Below are 17,900 nucleotides of genomic sequence, written 5' to 3' on the forward strand. Positions count from 1 at the left end.
GCTTTGTTATTGATCAGGCAGGTTGCTCAGGCCAGTTCATCCGGCAGGTCGGTGATATCCGGGCCATCGTATCCGCCCTCATCCTGCCATTCGGGCCGCGGCTGTTTGGCGGCGGCGCCTTCGGGTTTCGGGGGCAGATGTTTGCCAGCCTCCTTGCGGGCAAAAGGCTTCATCGCTTTGCCATGTTCACGCAGGAAGGTGATGACGCGGTCGGCGTCATGTTTGCTGAGATCGCGCAGCCACCAGGCTACGGATTTCTGGATGAACCACTCAGGATCCTGCACATAGCCCGCCGCCCAGGTCAGCACCCGTTCGCGGATTTCCAGATCCTGCGGTTTGGGGTTGTTCTGTTTGGTCCAAGGCAGGGTGATGACCATCGCCGCGCGCCGGGTCCAGTGATCGGGGGAAGAGGTCCAGACCTCCACCTCATCCAGACGGGACGGATCGGCAACCACCCGTTTCTGACCGGCCATCATGGCGTGATCGGCAATTGCCCAGCTGTCGAAATCCTTCACCCAAGAGGTGATCAACTCCCAGACCGGCTGATCGCCCTTGATCCGCGCCTGTGTCAGCAGTTTTGCGGCCGCCAGACGGCATTCAAAGATATTGCTGTCCCAAAGGGCGCGGGCCAGATCGACGCGGCCCTGCACATCCAGACCTTTGCGCCACTCTTTGGCCAGGTCATTGATCGCCGGGTTGGGCACGCCCAGGTATTCGCGTGGCACCTTGTGATACTCGGCCATGCCTACGGCGCGGCCGGGTTCAACATGGGCCTTTAGCGCGGCCAGCGCCTCTTCATAGGTCATTCTACAGTCACCGATTTTGCGAGGTTGCGCGGCTGGTCCACATCGGTGCCCTTGGCAACGGCGGTGTGGTAGGCCAGCAGCTGTGCAGGCACTGCGTATAGAATGGGCGACAGCACGGGGTCAATGGCGGGCAGGGTGATGGTCTGCCAGGCATCGCCTGCGGCTTCAACTGTACCCTCGGCGTCAGTGACCAGCATCACCTTGCCACCACGGGCCAGAACCTCCTGCATGTTTGACACGGTCTTATCAAACAACCCGTCGCGCGGCGCCATGACAACCACCGGCAGGTGTTTGTCGATCAGCGCAATGGGGCCGTGCTTCAACTCACCCGATGCATAGGCCTCGGCGTGGATGTAGCTGATTTCTTTGAGTTTCAAGGCGCCTTCCAGCGCCAGCGGGTACATCAACCCACGGCCCAGGAACAGGACATCGCTGGCCTCAGACAGTTTGCGTGCGGCATTGGCGATGTTGCCGTCCTGCTCCAGCGCGGTGTTCAGCGTGTTGGGCAGGGCGCGCAGGGCGGACAGCAGATCGCTCAACCGTTCCGGCGTCAGGGTGCCGCGCTGTTCGGCTGCTTTCAGGGCCATCATCAACAGAACCGTCAACTGACAGGTGAAGGCCTTGGTCGAGGCGACACCAATTTCAGCACCGGCCAGAATCGGCAGTGCGAGGTCGCTTTCCCGCGCGATGGAGCTTTCGGGGACGTTGACCACGGACAGGATTTTGTCAGCCTTGCCGTCGCAATAGCGCAACGCTGCCAGCGTGTCGGCGGTTTCGCCCGACTGGCTGACAAACAGCGCCACGGTGCGGGCGGGGATCGGTGGTTCGCGGTAGCGGAACTCGGACGCGATATCGACCTCCACCGGCATCTGCGCCAGCTGTTCGAACCAGTACTTCGCGGTCAGACAGGCGTAGTAAGCGGTGCCACAGGCCACCATGGTCATCCGGTCGATTTGGGTGAAGTCCAGATCACCGGGCAGGGCCACCGCGTTGCCGTCATCGCTGAGGTAATGGCGCACCGCCTCACCGATCACGCGGGGCTGTTCGGCGATTTCCTTGGACATGAAGTGTTTGTGGCCACCCTTGTCCACGCGGGCGTCATCCATGCGGATGGTGCGCATTTCGCGGTTGGCCAACTCCCCTTGGGCATCGCGGATCACCAGTGAGGTGCGGGTCAACACGGCCCAGTCGCCCTCTTCCAGATAGGTGATTTTATCGGTCATGGGGGCCAAAGCGATGGCGTCGGAGCCGACGAACATCTCACCTTCCCCATGGCCGATCGCCAGGGGGGACCCTTTGCGGGCGGCGACCATCAGGTCCTCTTCGCCCTCAAACAGGAAGGCCAGCGCAAAAGCGCCATCCAACTGCGCCAGCGTGGCCTCGGCCGCATCCACCGGTGACAGCCCGTCCGCCATAAAGGCCTGGGTCATCAGGGCGATGGTTTCCGTGTCGGTTTCAGTGGTAAAACTGATGCCTTTATCGGCCAGCTCTGCCCGCAATTCGCGGAAGTTTTCGATGATCCCGTTGTGGACCACGGCGACAGGGCCGGCCTGATGCGGGTGGGCGTTGCCAATGGTCGGCGCGCCATGGGTGGCCCAGCGGGTGTGGCCAATGCCGGATTTCCCGGCCAGCGGTTCATGCACCAGCAGGTCCGACAGGTTTACCAGCTTGCCCACCGCGCGGCGACGATCCAACGTGCCGCCATTCACGGTGGCAATGCCCGCGCTGTCATAGCCGCGATATTCCAGACGTTTCAGCGCATCGACAAGGATCGGCGCAGCCTCATGGCTGCCGAGAACTCCAACAATACCGCACATCTTATTGGTTCCCTTCGGATTTTTCAGCCGCTTTGGCTGCGTCGCGTTTGGCTTTCTTGGCCAGCAGCATATCGTACAGCTTGCTGGCAAAGCCGGGTTTGTTTTCCTGACGGGCGCGGGCCACGGCCAGCGCATCGGCCTCGACGTCCTTGGTGATGACGGAGCCCGAGCCGGTCATCGCGCGGTTGCCGACCTTCACCGGGGCCACCAGCATGGTGTTGGAGCCTATGAAGGCGTGGTTGCCAATCTCGGTCCGGTGTTTCAGCACGCCGTCATAGTTGCAGGTGATGGTGCCGGCGCCGATGTTGGTGGCCGCGCCTACGGTGGCATCGCCGATGTAACTCAGGTGATTGACCTTGGCGCCTTCGTCCAGCACGGCGTTTTTCACCTCAACAAAGTTGCCGATACGCACCTTCTCGGCCAATTCGGCACCGGGGCGCAGACGGGCGTAGGGGCCAACTTGGGCGCCTTGGCTGACGTGGCAGCCTTCCAGATGGGAGAAGGCGCGGATTTCTGCGCCGGATTCAATGGTGACACCCGGGCCGAAGACCACATTGGGTTCAATCACCGTGTCGCGGCCCACATAAGTATCATGCGCGAAAAAGACGGTTTCGGGCGCTTGCAGGGTCACACCGTTTTCCAGCGCCTCAGCGCGGGCGCGGGCCTGAAACAGCGCCTCGGCCTCGGCCAGTTCTGCGCGGGCATTGACGCCCAGCGTTTCGGCGGGATCACAGGTCACAGCGGTGGCTGACAGACCACGCTCCTGCGCAATGGCCACGATATCGGGCAGGTAATATTCCCCCGCCGCGTTGTCGTTGCCCACCTGATCCAGCAGCTCAAACAGGACCTTGGCATCCGCTGCCACCAGACCGGAGTTGCACAGCGTGATCGCGCGCTCCGCCGCGCTGGCGTCTTTATATTCGACGATACGCTGCAGTTGGTCCCCTTCCATGATCAACCGGCCATAGCGGGCGGGATCTTCGGGTTCAAAGCCAAGGATAACCACATCATGTTTGGCGCGCGCCTCGGCCATACGTTCGATGGTTTCGGGTTGAATGAAGGGCGTGTCACCGTAGAGCACGATCACGTCACCTTCAAAATCGGCCAATGCGTCGCGGGCCATCAGCACCGCATGGCCGGTGCCTTTCTGCTCTTCCTGCAGCACCACCTCAGCGCGGTCGTCCCAGGCCTTGGCGGCCTTGCTGACCAGTTCCGCGCCGTGACCGGCCACAACGACCAGTTTTTCAGGCTCCACCGCGGCACCGGATTTCATGGCGTGCACCAGCAAGGGTGCGCCTGCGATCTTGTGCAGAACCTTCGGCAGGTCCGAGTTCATGCGGGTGCCCATGCCTGCGGCCAAAATAACAAGTGCCGTGCTCATGCTGTCCTCATCCAATATTTCTTCTTTGTAATTGCCTTGATCAGGTTTTATCCGCTTGCACAAGTGGCGCAAGACCGGCTCTGGTCACTTGTGATTGCGCCCTGCAACATGACGGGGCGTTGCCTGCGCGGATATTCGCCAATTGGTATTAATTTGAGGGACCAGAAATGAAAACGGTGATCTTTGATCTGGATGGCACTTTGGCGGACACCAGCGGCGATTTGATTGCGGCGGCCAACAGCCGGTTCCGCGCCTTGGGTCATGGCGACCTGCTGGATCCGGTGGCAGATGCCGAAACCGCGTTTCATGGCGGGCGGGCGATGCTGAAGCTGGGGTTCAGCCGTGTGGGACTGGCCGATATCACCGCCGGGGTCGAAGCCAACTACCTGCCGTTTATTGAGGCTTACCGTGAAGCGATTGATGTGCACACCTCGCTTTATCCGGGCACCATGGCCGCTGTGGGGCGCTTGAAAACAGCCGGATATAAGGTGGGGATCTGCACCAACAAACCTGCCGCCTTGGCCGAGGAGCTGATGACCCGGCTGGGGGTGCGGGGCGAATTTGCTTCCCTCATCGGGGCCGATACATTGCCTGTGCGCAAACCCGATCCCGCCCCATTGGTGGAGGCGGTCAAACGCGCCGGCGGCGATCCGGCGCAATCTGTGCTGATCGGTGATACCGTGACGGACCGCAAAACCGCCGAGGCGCTGGGCGTGCCTTGTATTCTGGTCACCTTTGGTCCCGCAGGGCAGGGGGTTGAGGCGCTGAAACCGGAAGGTCTGATCGCCCATTATGATGCGTTGGACGCAGAGGTGGCGCGGCTGATTGGCCTGCCGGATGTGGATGCCAATTGACCTGATTTGATCAAACGGTCAGAACAGGATCATGACTGAGAGATTTACCGGCACTTTCACCCAACAAGAACCGATCCCAGAAGAGGCGATCGAGGCCGCCGTGGCTGTGATGCGCAGCGGGCGGCTGCACCGTTACAACGTGGCAGAGGGCGAAGTGGGGGAAGTCGCACTGCTGGAGCAGGAGTTTGCCGCCGCGATGGGCAGTTCCTATGCGCTAGCGTTGGCCTCAGGCGGCTATGCGCTTGGCTGCGCGCTGCGGGCGCTGGATGTGCAGTCGGGCGATAAGGTACTGACCAATGCCTTCACATTGGCCCCCGTGCCCGGCGCTATTGCTGCAGTTGGCGCGGTGCCGGTGTTTGTCGGCGTGACCGAGGATCTGGTGATCGACCTGGCGGATCTGGAGACTAAGGCGGATCAGGCTTCGGTCCTGATGCTGAGCCATATGCGCGGGCACCTCTGTGATATGGATCGGCTGATGGCGATCTGTAATGCCCATGACATTCAGGTCATTGAGGACTGCGCCCATACAATGGGCGCACGCTGGAACGGTCGGTTGAGCGGCACTGACGGGGTGATCGGCTGTTATTCGACACAGACCTATAAGCACATGAATTCGGGCGAGGGTGGATTTCTGATCACCGATGATCCGCAGGTCATGGCGCGCGCGGTGATGCTGTCAGGGTCTTACATGCTTTATGATCGTCACCTTGCCGCCCCGGCGCCCGAGGTGTTTGAGGCGGTGAAATATGACACGCCCAATGTGTCTGGCCGGATGGACCATCTGCGCGCGGCGATCCTGCGGCCGCAGCTGCGCGATCTGGACCGACAGGTGGCGCGCTGGAACGAACGCTATGAGGTGGTTGAGGCCGGGCTGCGCGAAACGCCCGGGCTGACCGTGATCGAACGGCCTGAGGCGGAGCGCTATGTGGGATCCTCCATCCAGTTTCTGCTGCTGGATTGGCGGGAGGATCAGATCGATGCGGTGCTGAACCGCTGTTTGGCCCGCGGGGTCGAGTTGAAATGGTTCGGCGGCGCGGAACCCAGCGGGTTTACCAGCCGCTATGACAGCTGGCGCTATGTTGACGCTGCGCCAATGCCCGCCAGTGACCGGGTGCTGAAAGGCATCGTGGACATGCGGCTGCCGCTGACCTTTTCGCTGGAGGATTGCGCCCTGATTGCGCGGATCATCCGGGCTGAGGTGTCTGCCGTCTATCAAGCGGGCTGAGGGGCGGGGCTAGCCGGGTGTTGCCCGCAGGTTTAGTTGGGGGCGTTGCCCCCTTGGCCTTTCGGCCAATTCCCCCAGAGTACTTATGAAACGTTGAAAGGACGTGGCGTCGGTTTGGCGCGTCGCGGAATTGCGCGCGCTTGACGCGACTCACTTTGTTCGGCATTTATTGAACAAGTGTTCATTAAATTCGATGGAGGAGCCGGCACATGTTCAATGCGGTGATGAATTTTGATCTGGGCGAAGATGTAAACGCGCTGCGCGACATGGTGCACCGGTTTGCACAGGAACGGATCAAGCCGATGGCGGCTGAGATCGACGCGAAAAACGAATTTCCCAACGAGCTGTGGCAGGAAATGGGTGAGCTGGGCCTGTTGGGTGTCACCGTGCCCGAGGAATTTGGCGGCGCAGGCATGTCCTATCTGGCCCACACTGTTGTGGTGGAAGAGCTGGCGCGCGCTTCGGCCTCGGTTTCGCTGTCATACGGGGCGCATTCGAACCTCTGCGTGAACCAGATCAAGCTGAACGGAAGTGACGAGCAGCGCGCCAAATACCTGCCGCGGCTGACCTCAGGCGAACATGTCGGGGCGCTGGCCATGTCAGAGCCCTCGGCCGGGTCTGACGTTGTGTCGATGAAGCTCAAAGCGGAAAAGCGCAACGGCTACTATGTGCTGAACGGCAACAAATACTGGATCACCAACGGCCCGGACGCTGACACTCTGGTCGTTTATGCCAAGACCGATCCGGAAGGGGGATCCAAAGGGATCACCGCCTTTATCGTTGAAAAAGAGATGACCGGTTTCTCCACCAGCCCGCATTTTGACAAGCTGGGCATGCGCGGTTCCAACACGGCTGAGCTGATCTTTGACAATGTCGAAGTGCCGTTTGAAAATGTACTGGGCGAAGAGGGCAAAGGCGTGCGCGTTCTGATGTCGGGCTTGGATTACGAACGGGTGGTTCTGGCCGGCATCGGCACTGGCATCATGGCAGGCGCCATGGATGAGGTGATGCCCTATATGGTGGAGCGCAAACAGTTCGGTCAGTCGATCGGGGACTTCCAACTGATGCAGGGCAAGATCGCCGATATGTACACCAAGATGAACTCGGCCCGGGCCTATGTCTATGAGGTGGCCAAAGCCTGTGACCGTGGTGAGGTGACCCGCCAGGACGCGGCGGCCTGCTGTCTCTATGCCTCAGAGGAAGCGATGAACGTTGCCCATCAGGCGGTGCAGGCCTTTGGTGGCGCGGGCTTCCTGGCGGATGCGCCGGTGGCGCGGATCTTCCGCGATGCAAAGCTGATGGAAATCGGTGCCGGCACCTCTGAGATCCGCCGCATGCTGGTGGGTCGCGAGTTGATGAGCGCGATGCGCTGATCATGTTGACGGCGGCGGACAGCTACGGCGCGTTGATCCGGGATTTCCAGTGGGAGATCCCGGCAGCGCTGAACATGGCGGTGCAGGTCTGTGATGACTGGGCGGCGCGGGCCCCTGACCGGGTGGCGATCCGCGATGTCTCCAACGGGGCGGCCGAACACATCAGCTATGGCCGTCTGCGGCAGATGGCCGATGGGTTGGCCCATGCGCTGGTGGCGCGTGGGGTTTCCCGCGGGGATCGGGTGGGCATCCTGCGCACCCAATCTGCCTGGACTGCTGCGGCGCATATCGCGTGCTGGAAGATCGGTGCGATCTCAATCCCGCTGTTCAAACTGTTCGGCGTTGAAGCGCTGATCACCCGGCTGGAAGATGCCGGTGTTGCCTTAGTCATTGCAGATGAAGAGGGCACCGAAGGCTTAAGCGAATGGCTGAAAGGTGCAGGCCGTCAGCAGCTGGTGCCGGAGGCTGAGACCTTTTCGACCGAGCCGTTTCAGACCGTTGACACCGGCCCCGAAGATCCCGCCGTTTTGATCTACACCTCGGGCACCACCGGCGCGCCGAAGGGTGCGCTGCATGGCCACCGCGTTTTGATGGGCCATCTGCCCGGCGTTGAGATGAGCCATGATTTTCTGGGCCAAGAGGGTGATTGCCTCTGGACGCCTGCGGACTGGGCCTGGATCGGTGGGCTGTTTGACGTGCTGATGCCGGGGCTGGCGCTGGGCGTGCCGGTGGCGGCGGCCCGTATGGCCAAATTCACCCCCGACGAATGCCAGCGCATCATCGCCGAAGGCGGCGTGCGAAATATCTTTTTCCCCCCGACAGCGCTGCGTATGCTGAAAGCCGAAGGCGCAGTGATTGCAGGCCTGCGCACCGTTGCCAGCGGTGGCGAGCCGCTGGGCGCGGAAATGCTGGACTGGGGCCGGGCGGCCTTTGGCGTGGCGATTAACGAATTCTACGGTCAGACCGAATGCAACATGGTGGCCTCCTCCGCCTCCAGCCTGTTTGAGGCGCGCCCCGGTTGCATCGGCAAACCTGCACCGGGGTTTAAGATCGGGGTTCTGGATGGCCAGGGCCAGCTGACAACGGGCGAGGGCGATGTGGCGATCAAACGCGGCGCGGCCTCGATGATGCTGGAATACTGGAACCGCCCCGAGGAGACGGCGGCGAAATTCCATGGGGATTGGTTGATCACCGGCGATCGCGGCATCTGGGACGGTGACTTCCTGCGTTTTGTGGGCCGTGAGGATGATGTGATCACCTCCGCCGGTTACCGCATCGGGCCAAGCGAGATTGAGGATGGCTTGCTGAAACATCCCGCTGTTGCCACGGTGGGTGTGGTTGGCAAACCCGACGATCTGCGCACCGAGATTGTGAAGGCCTATGTGGTGGTTAAACCGGGCTATGAGGCTTCAGAGACGCTGGCGCGTGAGCTGCAGGATTTTGCCAAGGCCCGCATCGCCAAACACGCCTATCCGCGAGAGATTGGCTTTCTCGACGAACTGCCGATGACCGTCACCGGCAAGGTGATCCGCAAAGCGCTGAAAGCGCGCGCGGCGGGGGAGTTGTGATGAAGACAGTGCGAAACATAGGGCGGCGCCCGATCCTGGGAGGGCATGTCGTGTCTTCGAAGGATCAAGGCACACCAACGCGCGCACCACTGGGTGAGATCATCAATAGGCTGCAATGCGCCCTCCCATGGGAAGGGTCGGGCGCGGCCCGGCTGTTCCGGGCTATTGGCGTAGTGCTTAAGGGGGGTATTCTCTCAGCTGGCATAGCGATCTCTTCTGCCGAAGCATTTGAAAACCAGATGGTCAATGAGAATGCGCGCGACTGTTTGGCCAATCTGGCCGGAAACGGGAAGACACTCGAAGATTGCTTTCACCAAGTCCATGAAAACTGCGTCGAGCGTCACATGGATCGGGACACCTCCCCCCACCTCGGGAAGGCTCAGTTTGTCTGCCTTCTGGAAGAAGACTTTGCATGGACGCGGCAAAAGATGGACTGGACGGGTCAGTACCTTGGTTTCCGGGAAACCGATGCGACGTTCGATGCGAAAACATACATCTCACAGCAGATTGAATTGGAAAACCAAGCATTCGAACGTTGCAAGTCGAAAGCCGAAGGTCCCTTCGGCGGATTTGCCGAGTGCCTGCTATCAAATACCAAATCTGAACTTCGGGGCCTTTGGAGCCTCATTGAGGAATGGAGACCGCAATGAAACTGAAATCCCAAGCTTTGCCCTCCTCCGAAGGTTTCAAAGCCAATGTGAAAGCGCATAAAGAAGCGCTTGACGTGATCGAAGCAGCGGCAGAGGCCGCGCGTCTGGGCGGCGGTGAACGGTCCCGCGCCCGTCATGAAAGCCGGGGCAAGATGTTGCCGCGCCGCCGGGTGGCGAACCTGCTCGATCCCGGCTCGCCCTTCCTGGAAATCGGCGCAACGGCGGCTTTCAACATGTATGACAATGCTGCGCCTTCCGCTGGTGTGATCGCAGGTATCGGTCGGGTCAGCGGTGTCGACTGCATGATCGTCTGCAACGATGCCACCGTCAAAGGCGGCACCTATTTCCCGATGTCGGTGAAAAAACACCTGCGCGCCCAGGAAATTGCTGAACAGAACAATCTGCCCTGTATCTATCTGGTCGACAGTGGCGGCGCCAATCTGCCGCAGCAGGATGAGGTGTTCCCGGACCGCGACCACTTTGGCCGGATCTTCTACAATCAGGCCAATATGTCGGCCAAAGGCATCCCGCAGATCGCGGTTGTCATGGGCTCCTGCACCGCAGGCGGCGCCTATGTGCCGGCGATGTCGGATGTCACCATCATCGTGAAGGAACAGGGCACCATCTTCCTGGCGGGCCCCCCCCTGGTGAAAGCCGCAACTGGTGAGGTTGTGAGTGCCGAAGATCTGGGCGGCGGCGATGTGCACACGCGCCTTTCGGGCGTGGCGGATTATCTAGCCGAGGATGACGCCCACGCGCTGGCGCTGGCGCGCCGCTCTGTCAGCCATCTGAACCGCCGTCGTCCGGCCACGGTGGAGTGGGCGACACCGGAAGAGCCCGCCTATGATCCGGATGAGATCTTTGGCGTTGTCCCCGGCGATCTGCGCACGCCCTATGACATTCGCGAGGTGATTGCCCGCACCGTTGACGGGTCGCGTTTTGATGAGTTCAAGCCGCGCTTCGGCGAAACGCTGGTCACCGGCTTTGCCCATGTCAAAGGCTGCCCCGTCGGCATCATCGCCAATAACGGCGTGCTGTTCTCTGAGGCGGCACAAAAAGGCGCGCATTTTGTGGAACTTTGCAGCCAGCGCAAAATCCCGCTGGTCTTCTTGCAGAACATCACCGGCTTCATGGTGGGGCGTAAATATGAAAACGAAGGCATCGCTCGGCATGGCGCCAAAATGGTGACTGCCGTGGCCTCCACCAAAGTGCCGAAAATCACCATGCTGGTGGGCGGCTCCTTCGGGGCAGGCAACTACGGCATGGCAGGTCGCGCTTATTCCCCGCGGTTCCTGTGGACCTGGCCGAACTCGCGCATCTCGGTGATGGGCGGCGAACAGGCGGCGGGCGTGCTGGCGACGGTGAAACGTGACGGTATCGAACGGCAGGGCGGCACTTGGTCGGCTGAGGAAGAGGCTGCGTTCAAACAGCCCACCATCGATATGTTCGAAGAACAAAGCCACCCGCTCTACGCTTCGGCGCGCCTTTGGGATGACGGCGTGATCGACCCGCGCAAAACCCGCGAAGTTCTGGCGCTTAGCCTGTCGGCATCATTGAACGCGCCGATTGAGGAGACACGTTTCGGCGTGTTCCGGATGTAATGGCAGCGTTTTGTTGTGCACTCGAGGATGTATGCCTGACAGAGGATTTTTTAGCTTCTTTCCACGAATATGTGGGCAGTGCGGCTTCGCTGGAGCGCCGGCAGTGCAAAGTCTGTGGAGCCATGTGGCTAACGGATTCCGAGACGCACGAGTTGAGGTTGGCTTTCAGAGAGGCCGCGCTTGATGGCGATTTAACCTTGGCTATCGAAACCGCACGAAGAGAATTCCTCGAAGAGAACAAAGACCAAATCGGCAAGACGTGTATTTGGAAAGACTGTTCTGAAAGAGCCATGTTGGGCATGGCGTTATGCAACACACATGCCGCTGGAAGGAAGTAAAATGTTTGACAAAATTCTAATCGCCAACCGTGGTGAGATTGCCTGCCGTGTGATGGAAACCGCCCGCTCCTTGGGGGTGAAAACCGTGGCGGTTTATTCTGACGCGGATTGTGATGCCAAACATGTTGCCATGGCGGATGAGGCTTGGCACATCGGCATCGGGCCTGCGCCTGCGGATAGCTATCTGTTGGGCGATGAAATCATTGCGGTTGCCAAAAGCGCTGGCGCGCAGGGCATTCATCCGGGCTATGGTTTCCTCAGCGAAAACCCCGAATTTGTCGATGCAGTTGAGGCGGCGGGGCTGACCTTTATCGGGCCCTCGGCCAAAGCGATCCGCGCGATGGGGTTGAAAGATGCCGCCAAGGCGCTGATGGAAGAGGCCGGCGTGCCGGTGGTTCCGGGCTATCACGGGGCCAATCAGGACGCCGCCTTTCTGGCGCAGCAGGCGGATGAAATCGGGTATCCGGTGCTGATCAAAGCCGTCGCCGGTGGTGGCGGCAAAGGCATGCGTCTGGTCGAAGCCCCGGATGAGTTTGCTGATGCGCTGGCCTCGGCCCAGGGCGAGGCGCAGACCGCCTTTGGCAATCCCGACTGTTTGATTGAGAAATATATCCAGAAACCACGCCATATTGAGGTGCAGGTCTTTGGCGATGGCACCCGGGCCGTTCATCTTTATGAGCGGGACTGTTCCCTGCAGCGCCGACACCAGAAGGTGATCGAAGAGGCCCCAGCCCCCGGCATGACCGCTGAGATGCGCAAAGCGATGGGCGATGCCGCCGTGCGCGCGGCGGAGGCGATCGGCTATAAAGGTGCGGGCACGGTGGAGTTCATCGTGGACGGATCCAACGGGCTGCGCCCGGATGGGTTCTGGTTCATGGAAATGAACACCCGCCTGCAGGTGGAACACCCCGTGACCGAATTGGTCACCGGTGTGGATCTGGTGGAATGGCAGCTGCGCGTTGCGTCGGGTGAGGCGCTGACCTCCACCCAAGACGATATTCCGCTGATTGGCCATGCCTTTGAGGCCCGCCTTTACGCGGAAGATGTGCCCAAGGGTTTCCTGCCTGCGACCGGCACACTGACGCACCTGGAGTTTCCGGCCGGGGCGCGCGCCGACAGCGGAGTGCGGGCAGGGGATGTGATCAGCCCCTGGTATGATCCGATGATTTCCAAGGTGATTGTGCATGGTCCCACCCGTGCGGTGGCGCTGGCACGCCTGTCCGAGGCCCTGGCACAGACCCAGGTTGGCGGCACGGTGACCAACCTTGCCTTCCTTGGGGCCTTGGCTGCGGATCAGGGATTTGCCTCCGGCGATGTGGACACCGGGTTGATTGCCCGAGAGATTGACACGCTGGTTGTCGATCCAGAGGCAAGCGCAGAACATAAGGTGGCCGCCGCCATGCAGGCGATGGGCCTGATCGACACGGTCTGGGACAGCGGTTTCAGCCTTTGGGCGCCGCTGCACCGCTCAATCACGCTGCAATGGCGTGATGACAGCTTTGTCGCAACCGTTGAGGTCGAAAGCCCGGATCGCCAGATCTGGGAGGTTGATGGCGAACAGGTGATCTGCAACCGTATGGCCGGTCACTGGGATGTCGGCGGCACCCGCCTGCCCACCGTGGTGCAGCATGGCGATACCATCACCGTCTTTGCCGATTACGGTCTGAACTTCGAAGTGGTGGATCTGCTGGATCAGGCCAGCGGCGCAGGCGGCGACGGCAATGTGGTTGAGGCGCCGATGCCCGGTCTGGTCAAGGCGGTCTTTGCCACGGCGGGCCAGGAGGTGAAGGAGGGCGACCGTTTGGCGATCCTTGAGGCAATGAAGATGGAGCATTCGCTGCTGGCCGCCCGCGATGGCGTTGTGGCCGAGGTTTTGGCCGCCGATGGCGACCAGGTGGAGGCAGGCGCGGCACTGATCCGTCTGGAAGAGGCATGAGCGCGACACTCCATTCCATAGCGGGCAGCCGGTCCTTCCGGGTGCTCTGGCTGCTGCATGAGCTGGGCGAACCTGTTGAGGTGGTGCCCTATCAGATCATGGACGGATCCCTGCAGCAGGAGGGGTTCAAAGCAATCTCACCCGCGCGCCGGGTGCCAGCCTTGGAAATTGATGGCCGGGTGCTGATCGAAAGCGGCGCGACGGTGCAATACCTCTGCGAAACGCGCAAAGGCCATGACCTGATGCCGCCGGTGCATGCCGACGAGCGCGCCGATTGGCTGCAATGGCTGCATTACGCCGAAACGCTGGGTGGTGGCATTCAGAACCTGAACATGCAGCACCTGTTCCTGCCGAAGCCCGAAATGCGTTCGCTGACCGTGATGGGGATTGAAACCAAACGTCTGGCGATTGCGCTCAAGGGCGTTGAAAAGGCGCTGAGCGACGGGCGGGATTACCTGCTGCCCACCGGGTTTTCGGCGGCGGATGTGATGATGGGCTTCACCCTCACCTCTGCCCGGCGTTACGTGCGCTTTGAGGGCTTTCCGCATTTGACGGCCTATCAGGCCCGGTTGGAGGCACGCCCGGCTTACAGTGCGGCACAGGTTGCTGAGGGGCCACAACAGTTCTACACGCAGGACTTCTACGAACTGCCAGAGGGATAAGCCATGCAGATCACGCTACACCACGCGCATGAGGCCCGTTCGATGCGGGTCCTCTGGCTGCTGGAGGAGTTTGGCGCCGACTACACGCTGCGGGTCTATGACTTCTTCAACAAATCGCTGCGGTCTGAGGATTACCTGACCATCCACCCCGCAGGCCGCGTGCCCTCGGTGGAGGTTGACGGCCGGGTGATGCTGGAAAGTGGCGCGATCGCGGAATACTTGGCAGAACAGCTGCCCGCTGCCGGTCTGCATCGCGGGCCGGATCATCCGGAGCGGATGGAATATCTGGAGCTGTTGCACTACGCCGAAACCATCGGCCAGCATCTGGCGAACCTGACGCAGGGCCATATCGTCCTTTACGAGGACTGGATGCGCTCGCCCACCCAGATCGGGCTTGAGACAAAACGGTTGGCCAAGGTGCTGACCCGGCTAGAGGCGCAGCTGAGGGATGGGCGGGCGTATCTGCTGACCTCAGGCTTCTCGGCGGCGGATTGTGCGGTGGGCTACGGTGTCTGGCTGGCACCGCGCTTTGTCTCGCTGGAAAAACTGCCCCATGTGGCGGCCTATCGTGACCGGCTGATGGCACGGCCAGCCTTGCAAAAGGCACTGCCCCCAGAAGGGGCAAAACGTATTTACACCAAAGACTTCTACGAGGTTCCTGATGTCTGAGACGGTTGAGATCTTTGAAATGGGGCCGCGGGATGGCCTGCAGAATGAAAAGCGCCAGATCCCGACAGAGGAAAAGATCGCGCTGGTTGATTGCCTCAGCCGAGCGGGGTTCAAACGGATTGAGGTCGCCAGTTTCGTCAGCCCCAAATGGGTGCCGCAGATGGCCGACAGCGGCGAGGTTCTGGCCGGCATCACCCGTGCAGCAGGCATTTCCTATGCGGCGCTGACACCGAACATGAAAGGTCTGGAACGGGCAATGGCTGCCAAAGCGGATGAGGTGGCGATCTTTGGCTCTGCCTCAGAAGGGTTTTCCAAGGCCAACATCAACGCCACCATCGCCGAAAGCCTGGAACGGTTCAAACCCGTGGCTGAGGCGGCACTGGCCGCAGGCATCAAGGTGCGGGGCTATGTCAGCTGCGTCACCGATTGCCCTTATGACGGTAAGGTCGACCCGGCTGAGGTCGCCCGCGTCGCCGCCGCGCTGGACGCGATGGGCTGTTATGAGATCAGCCTGGGCGACACCATCGGGCAGGGCACGCCGGACAGCATCGCGGCGATGTTGGATGCGGTTTTGCAGGTGGTTCCGGCAACGCGGCTGGCCGGTCACTATCATGACACCGCTGGCCGGGCTTTGGTGAACATTGAGGCGTCGCTCGACAAAGGTGTGCGCGTCTTTGATGCCGCCGTGGGGGGCTTGGGCGGTTGCCCCTACGCACCCGGCGCCAAAGGGAACGTGGCGACCGAAGCGGTGGCCGAACGGCTGGCGGCGCTGGGCTATGACACCGGCCTTGATATGGCGGTGATTGCCGAGGCAGCGGACATGGCACGCGCCATGCGGATTGAGCGCTAAAGGGGACGATAGCATGTATGACACAGTAAAGATCGAGCGCGACGACCGCGGTGTGGCCACGCTCTGGCTGGCGCGGGCGGAAAAGCACAACGCCATGTCGGCGCAGATGCTGGCGGAGCTGCATCAGGCCGCTGAGGAGTTGGGCGCGGATGACAGCGTGCGCGTGGTCGTTCTGGCAGCAGAAGGCCGGTCCTTCTGCGCCGGTGGTGATCTGGGTTGGATGCGCGAACAGTTCGAAGCCAGCCCCGAGGTGCGTAAGGTTGAGGCCACCAAACTGGCCACCATGCTGCAGGCGCTGAACACCCTGCCGAAACCGCTGATCGGGCGGGTGCAGGGCAATGCCTTTGGCGGCGGGGTTGGCATGGCCTCGGTCTGTGACGTGGCGATTGGCGCCGACACGGTTCTGATGGGGCTGACAGAAACCCGTCTGGGTCTGATCCCGGCCACCATCGGGCCCTATGTCTGTGCCCGCATGGGCGAAGCCAATGCGCGCCGTGTGTTCATGTCGGGCCGCCGCTTTGACGCGGCTGAGGCGGTGACGCTGGGCCTTTTGGCCAAGGCGGTGCCTGCCGAAGATCTGGACGCTGCGGTTGAGGCCGAAGTGGCCCCCTATCTGGACTGTGCCCCAGAGGCCGTGGCGCGCGCCAAGGCACTGCTGCGCAGCCTGGGACCCCGCATTGATGAAGGCACCATCGCCCATACCATCGATGAGCTGGCCGCCTGCTGGGAGGGCAGCGAAGCCCCCGAAGGGATCGGCGCCTTTTTCGACAAACGCAAACCCAGCTGGCAGGGCTGAGCGCGCGTCCTTGCGGAGCGCGAATACCGGCGCTGATCGGGCACAAAGCCGACTGGTGGTATTTTGTGAAACAGACCTCTCTGCGACCACGTCCTGTCGCAGAGAGGCGTCCGCAAACGTCAGAAAACACGGCGGATTGCGCGACTCACCCGGGTGTCAGCGAATTTCCTAGGATTCGCGTCAGGTACTCAAAAACCGGACTGTTAGCGCTGGTTTGAAACATTCCCACGAAATACATTTTCAGACATTCTGACCGCGCAAATTTTTGTCATTGAACGGCGGCGGGTCACATTGTCCAAGGTACGCCTTGTAAACAAGGGCTGTGTGCATCGGTATACAGTGTTGCGCTCGGGCCAGATCCTTCCGGTGATTTGGCTGTAAATCCGCCGCACTCGGTTGACCCTCCCTAGGACACGGGAGTAAACCCCTGCACAGCTAAAGCAGCCTACTGACTGCGCGACTTTGCGCATGAAAGGAGCCACCGTGGAAGAGATGTTGCGGGAATACCTTCCCATCCTCGTCTTTCTGGCCATCGCAATTGCCCTTGGCCTTGTCCTGATACTTGCCGCCGTTGTTCTGGCCGTCCGTAATCCGGACCCGGAAAAGGTCTCGGCCTATGAATGCGGATTTAACGCTTTCGACGATGCGCGCATGAAGTTCGATGTCCGGTTCTACCTGGTCTCGATCCTGTTCATCATCTTCGATCTGGAAATCGCCTTCCTGTTCCCCTGGGCCGTCGCGTTCAAGGACATCTCGATGGTCGGCTTCTGGTCCATGATGGTGTTCCTGGCCGTGCTGACCATTGGCTTTGCCTATGAGTGGAAGAAAGGGGCCTTGGAATGGGAGTGATGACCGGACAGAACACTGCCGGTGCCGACCGTGAGGTCGCCACGCAGGAGCTGAACCGCGAGCTGCAGGACAAAGGTTTCCTGCTGACCACGGCGGAGGATCTGATCAACTGGGGCCGGACCGGCTCGCTGCACTGGATGACCTTTGGTCTGGCCTGCTGCGCAGTTGAGATGATGCACACCGCGATGCCGCGATACGACGTGGAACGCTACGGCTTTGCCCCACGCGCCAGCCCGCGGCAGTCTGACGTGATGATCGTTGCAGGCACCCTGACCAACAAGATGGCCCCGGCCCTGCGCAAGGTCTACGACCAGATGCCTGAGCCGCGCTATGTCATCTCCATGGGGTCCTGCGCCAATGGCGGTGGGTATTACCACTACAGCTATTCGGTTGTGCGCGGCTGTGACCGTGTTGTGCCCGTCGACATCTACGTGCCCGGCTGCCCACCCACGGCAGAGGCGCTGATGTACGGTATCATGCAGCTGCAACGCAAAATCCGCCGCACCGGCACCATTGTGCGCTGAT

16 protein-coding genes are annotated in these 17,900 nt (G+C 61.1%); 13 read left to right on the forward strand and 3 right to left on the reverse strand.

All coding sequences use genetic code 11. From position 1 onward, the window contains the following. Positions 1–26: 26 nt before the first annotated feature. From TL5118_RS03310 to glmU, 3 genes are read right to left on the reverse strand one after another with little or no spacing between them, the layout of a single operon-like run. Positions 27–806 (reverse strand): DNA alkylation repair protein, encoded by a 780-nt coding sequence (locus TL5118_RS03310; protein ID WP_082626314.1) that lies wholly within the window; start codon positions 804–806, stop codon positions 27–29. Continuing rightward, a complete protein-coding gene (glmS, locus tag TL5118_RS03315) occupies positions 803–2,623 on the reverse strand; it encodes a glutamine--fructose-6-phosphate transaminase (isomerizing) (RefSeq protein ID WP_058243915.1) in 1,821 nt (606 codons plus the stop codon). The genes TL5118_RS03310 and glmS overlap by 4 nt, the downstream gene beginning before the upstream one ends. 1 nt (position 2,624) lies before the next feature. Beyond that, the gene (glmU, locus tag TL5118_RS03320; RefSeq protein ID WP_058243916.1) at positions 2,625–4,004 is read right to left on the reverse strand and encodes a bifunctional UDP-N-acetylglucosamine diphosphorylase/glucosamine-1-phosphate N-acetyltransferase GlmU; all 1,380 of its coding nucleotides are present in this window, start codon (positions 4,002–4,004) and stop codon (positions 2,625–2,627) included. 167 nt (positions 4,005–4,171) lie between these two features. On the opposite strand from glmU, the gene TL5118_RS03325 reads away from it, so the two are divergent. The 13 genes from TL5118_RS03325 (at position 4,172) to TL5118_RS03390 (ending at position 17,899) form a co-directional block, all read left to right on the forward strand. Then, positions 4,172–4,858, forward strand: a complete 687-nt coding sequence (locus TL5118_RS03325; protein WP_058243917.1) for an HAD-IA family hydrolase — start codon at positions 4,172–4,174, stop codon at positions 4,856–4,858. Positions 4,859–4,889: 31 nt separating this feature from the next. Then, positions 4,890–6,083 carry a DegT/DnrJ/EryC1/StrS family aminotransferase gene (locus TL5118_RS03330; RefSeq protein ID WP_058243918.1) on the forward strand — a complete coding sequence of 398 codons (1,194 nt, stop codon included), beginning with the start codon at positions 4,890–4,892 and terminating at the stop codon, positions 6,081–6,083. A 209-nt stretch (positions 6,084–6,292) separates the two neighbouring features. Beyond that, a complete protein-coding gene (locus TL5118_RS03335) occupies positions 6,293–7,456 on the forward strand; it encodes an isovaleryl-CoA dehydrogenase (protein ID WP_058243919.1) in 1,164 nt (387 codons plus the stop codon). A gap of 2 nt (positions 7,457–7,458) precedes the next feature. Further along, positions 7,459–9,024: an AMP-binding protein gene (locus tag TL5118_RS03340; RefSeq protein WP_058243920.1), complete on the forward strand. Its 1,566-nt coding sequence runs from the start codon at positions 7,459–7,461 to the stop codon at positions 9,022–9,024. Positions 9,025–9,074: 50 nt separating this feature from the next. Continuing rightward, positions 9,075–9,674, forward strand: coding sequence for a hypothetical protein (locus TL5118_RS03345; protein WP_131727399.1), 600 nt, complete (start codon positions 9,075–9,077; stop codon positions 9,672–9,674). Continuing rightward, positions 9,671–11,275, forward strand: a complete 1,605-nt coding sequence (locus TL5118_RS03350; RefSeq protein ID WP_058243922.1) for a carboxyl transferase domain-containing protein — start codon at positions 9,671–9,673, stop codon at positions 11,273–11,275. Before TL5118_RS03345 ends, TL5118_RS03350 begins: the two co-directional genes overlap by 4 nt. A 339-nt stretch (positions 11,276–11,614) precedes the next feature. After that, complete coding sequence (locus TL5118_RS03360; RefSeq protein ID WP_058243924.1) at positions 11,615–13,549, forward strand: acetyl/propionyl/methylcrotonyl-CoA carboxylase subunit alpha; 1,935 nt, start codon at positions 11,615–11,617, stop codon at positions 13,547–13,549. Beyond that, the gene (locus TL5118_RS03365) at positions 13,546–14,211 is read left to right on the forward strand and encodes a glutathione S-transferase family protein (RefSeq protein WP_058243925.1); all 666 of its coding nucleotides are present in this window, start codon (positions 13,546–13,548) and stop codon (positions 14,209–14,211) included. The genes TL5118_RS03360 and TL5118_RS03365 overlap by 4 nt, the downstream gene beginning before the upstream one ends. 3 nt (positions 14,212–14,214) lie before the next feature. Next, complete coding sequence (locus tag TL5118_RS03370) at positions 14,215–14,880, forward strand: glutathione S-transferase family protein (RefSeq protein WP_058243926.1); 666 nt, start codon at positions 14,215–14,217, stop codon at positions 14,878–14,880. Beyond that, the gene (locus TL5118_RS03375) at positions 14,873–15,730 is read left to right on the forward strand and encodes a hydroxymethylglutaryl-CoA lyase (RefSeq protein ID WP_058243927.1); all 858 of its coding nucleotides are present in this window, start codon (positions 14,873–14,875) and stop codon (positions 15,728–15,730) included. Before TL5118_RS03370 ends, TL5118_RS03375 begins: the two co-directional genes overlap by 8 nt. 13 nt (positions 15,731–15,743) lie before the next feature. Next, the gene (locus tag TL5118_RS03380) at positions 15,744–16,526 is read left to right on the forward strand and encodes a crotonase/enoyl-CoA hydratase family protein (RefSeq protein WP_058243928.1); all 783 of its coding nucleotides are present in this window, start codon (positions 15,744–15,746) and stop codon (positions 16,524–16,526) included. 483 nt (positions 16,527–17,009) lie between these two features. Then, positions 17,010–17,375, forward strand: coding sequence for an NADH-quinone oxidoreductase subunit A (locus TL5118_RS03385; protein WP_058243929.1), 366 nt, complete (start codon positions 17,010–17,012; stop codon positions 17,373–17,375). Beyond that, positions 17,366–17,899, forward strand: coding sequence for a NuoB/complex I 20 kDa subunit family protein (locus TL5118_RS03390; protein ID WP_058243930.1), 534 nt, complete (start codon positions 17,366–17,368; stop codon positions 17,897–17,899). The genes TL5118_RS03385 and TL5118_RS03390 overlap by 10 nt, the downstream gene beginning before the upstream one ends. Position 17,900: the final 1 nt, after the last annotated feature.

It is taken from the genome of Thalassovita autumnalis (assembly GCF_001458255.1).
In the GTDB taxonomy this organism is placed as follows: domain Bacteria; phylum Pseudomonadota; class Alphaproteobacteria; order Rhodobacterales; family Rhodobacteraceae; genus Thalassobius; species Thalassobius autumnalis.

Bases quoted from the DNA above. Each gene is read 5' to 3' on its own strand.
- TL5118_RS03325 (WP_058243917.1), top strand. From the start codon at position 4,172: ATGAAAACGGTGATCTTTGATCTGGATGGCACTTTGGCGGACACCAGC.
- TL5118_RS03340 (WP_058243920.1), top strand. From the start codon at position 7,459: ATGTTGACGGCGGCGGACAGCTACGGCGCGTTGATCCGGGATTTCCAG.
- TL5118_RS03335 (WP_058243919.1), top strand. From the start codon at position 6,293: ATGTTCAATGCGGTGATGAATTTTGATCTGGGCGAAGATGTAAACGCG.
- TL5118_RS03310 (WP_082626314.1), bottom strand. From the start codon at position 806: ATGACCTATGAAGAGGCGCTGGCCGCGCTAAAGGCCCATGTTGAACCC.
- glmU (WP_058243916.1), bottom strand. From the start codon at position 4,004: ATGAGCACGGCACTTGTTATTTTGGCCGCAGGCATGGGCACCCGCATG.
- TL5118_RS03370 (WP_058243926.1), top strand. From the start codon at position 14,215: ATGCAGATCACGCTACACCACGCGCATGAGGCCCGTTCGATGCGGGTC.
- TL5118_RS03330 (WP_058243918.1), top strand. From the start codon at position 4,890: ATGACTGAGAGATTTACCGGCACTTTCACCCAACAAGAACCGATCCCA.
- TL5118_RS03350 (WP_058243922.1), top strand. From the start codon at position 9,671: ATGAAACTGAAATCCCAAGCTTTGCCCTCCTCCGAAGGTTTCAAAGCC.
- TL5118_RS03390 (WP_058243930.1), top strand. From the start codon at position 17,366: ATGGGAGTGATGACCGGACAGAACACTGCCGGTGCCGACCGTGAGGTC.
- TL5118_RS03380 (WP_058243928.1), top strand. From the start codon at position 15,744: ATGTATGACACAGTAAAGATCGAGCGCGACGACCGCGGTGTGGCCACG.
- glmS (WP_058243915.1), bottom strand. From the start codon at position 2,623: ATGTGCGGTATTGTTGGAGTTCTCGGCAGCCATGAGGCTGCGCCGATC.
- TL5118_RS03375 (WP_058243927.1), top strand. From the start codon at position 14,873: ATGTCTGAGACGGTTGAGATCTTTGAAATGGGGCCGCGGGATGGCCTG.
- TL5118_RS03360 (WP_058243924.1), top strand. From the start codon at position 11,615: ATGTTTGACAAAATTCTAATCGCCAACCGTGGTGAGATTGCCTGCCGT.
- TL5118_RS03365 (WP_058243925.1), top strand. From the start codon at position 13,546: ATGAGCGCGACACTCCATTCCATAGCGGGCAGCCGGTCCTTCCGGGTG.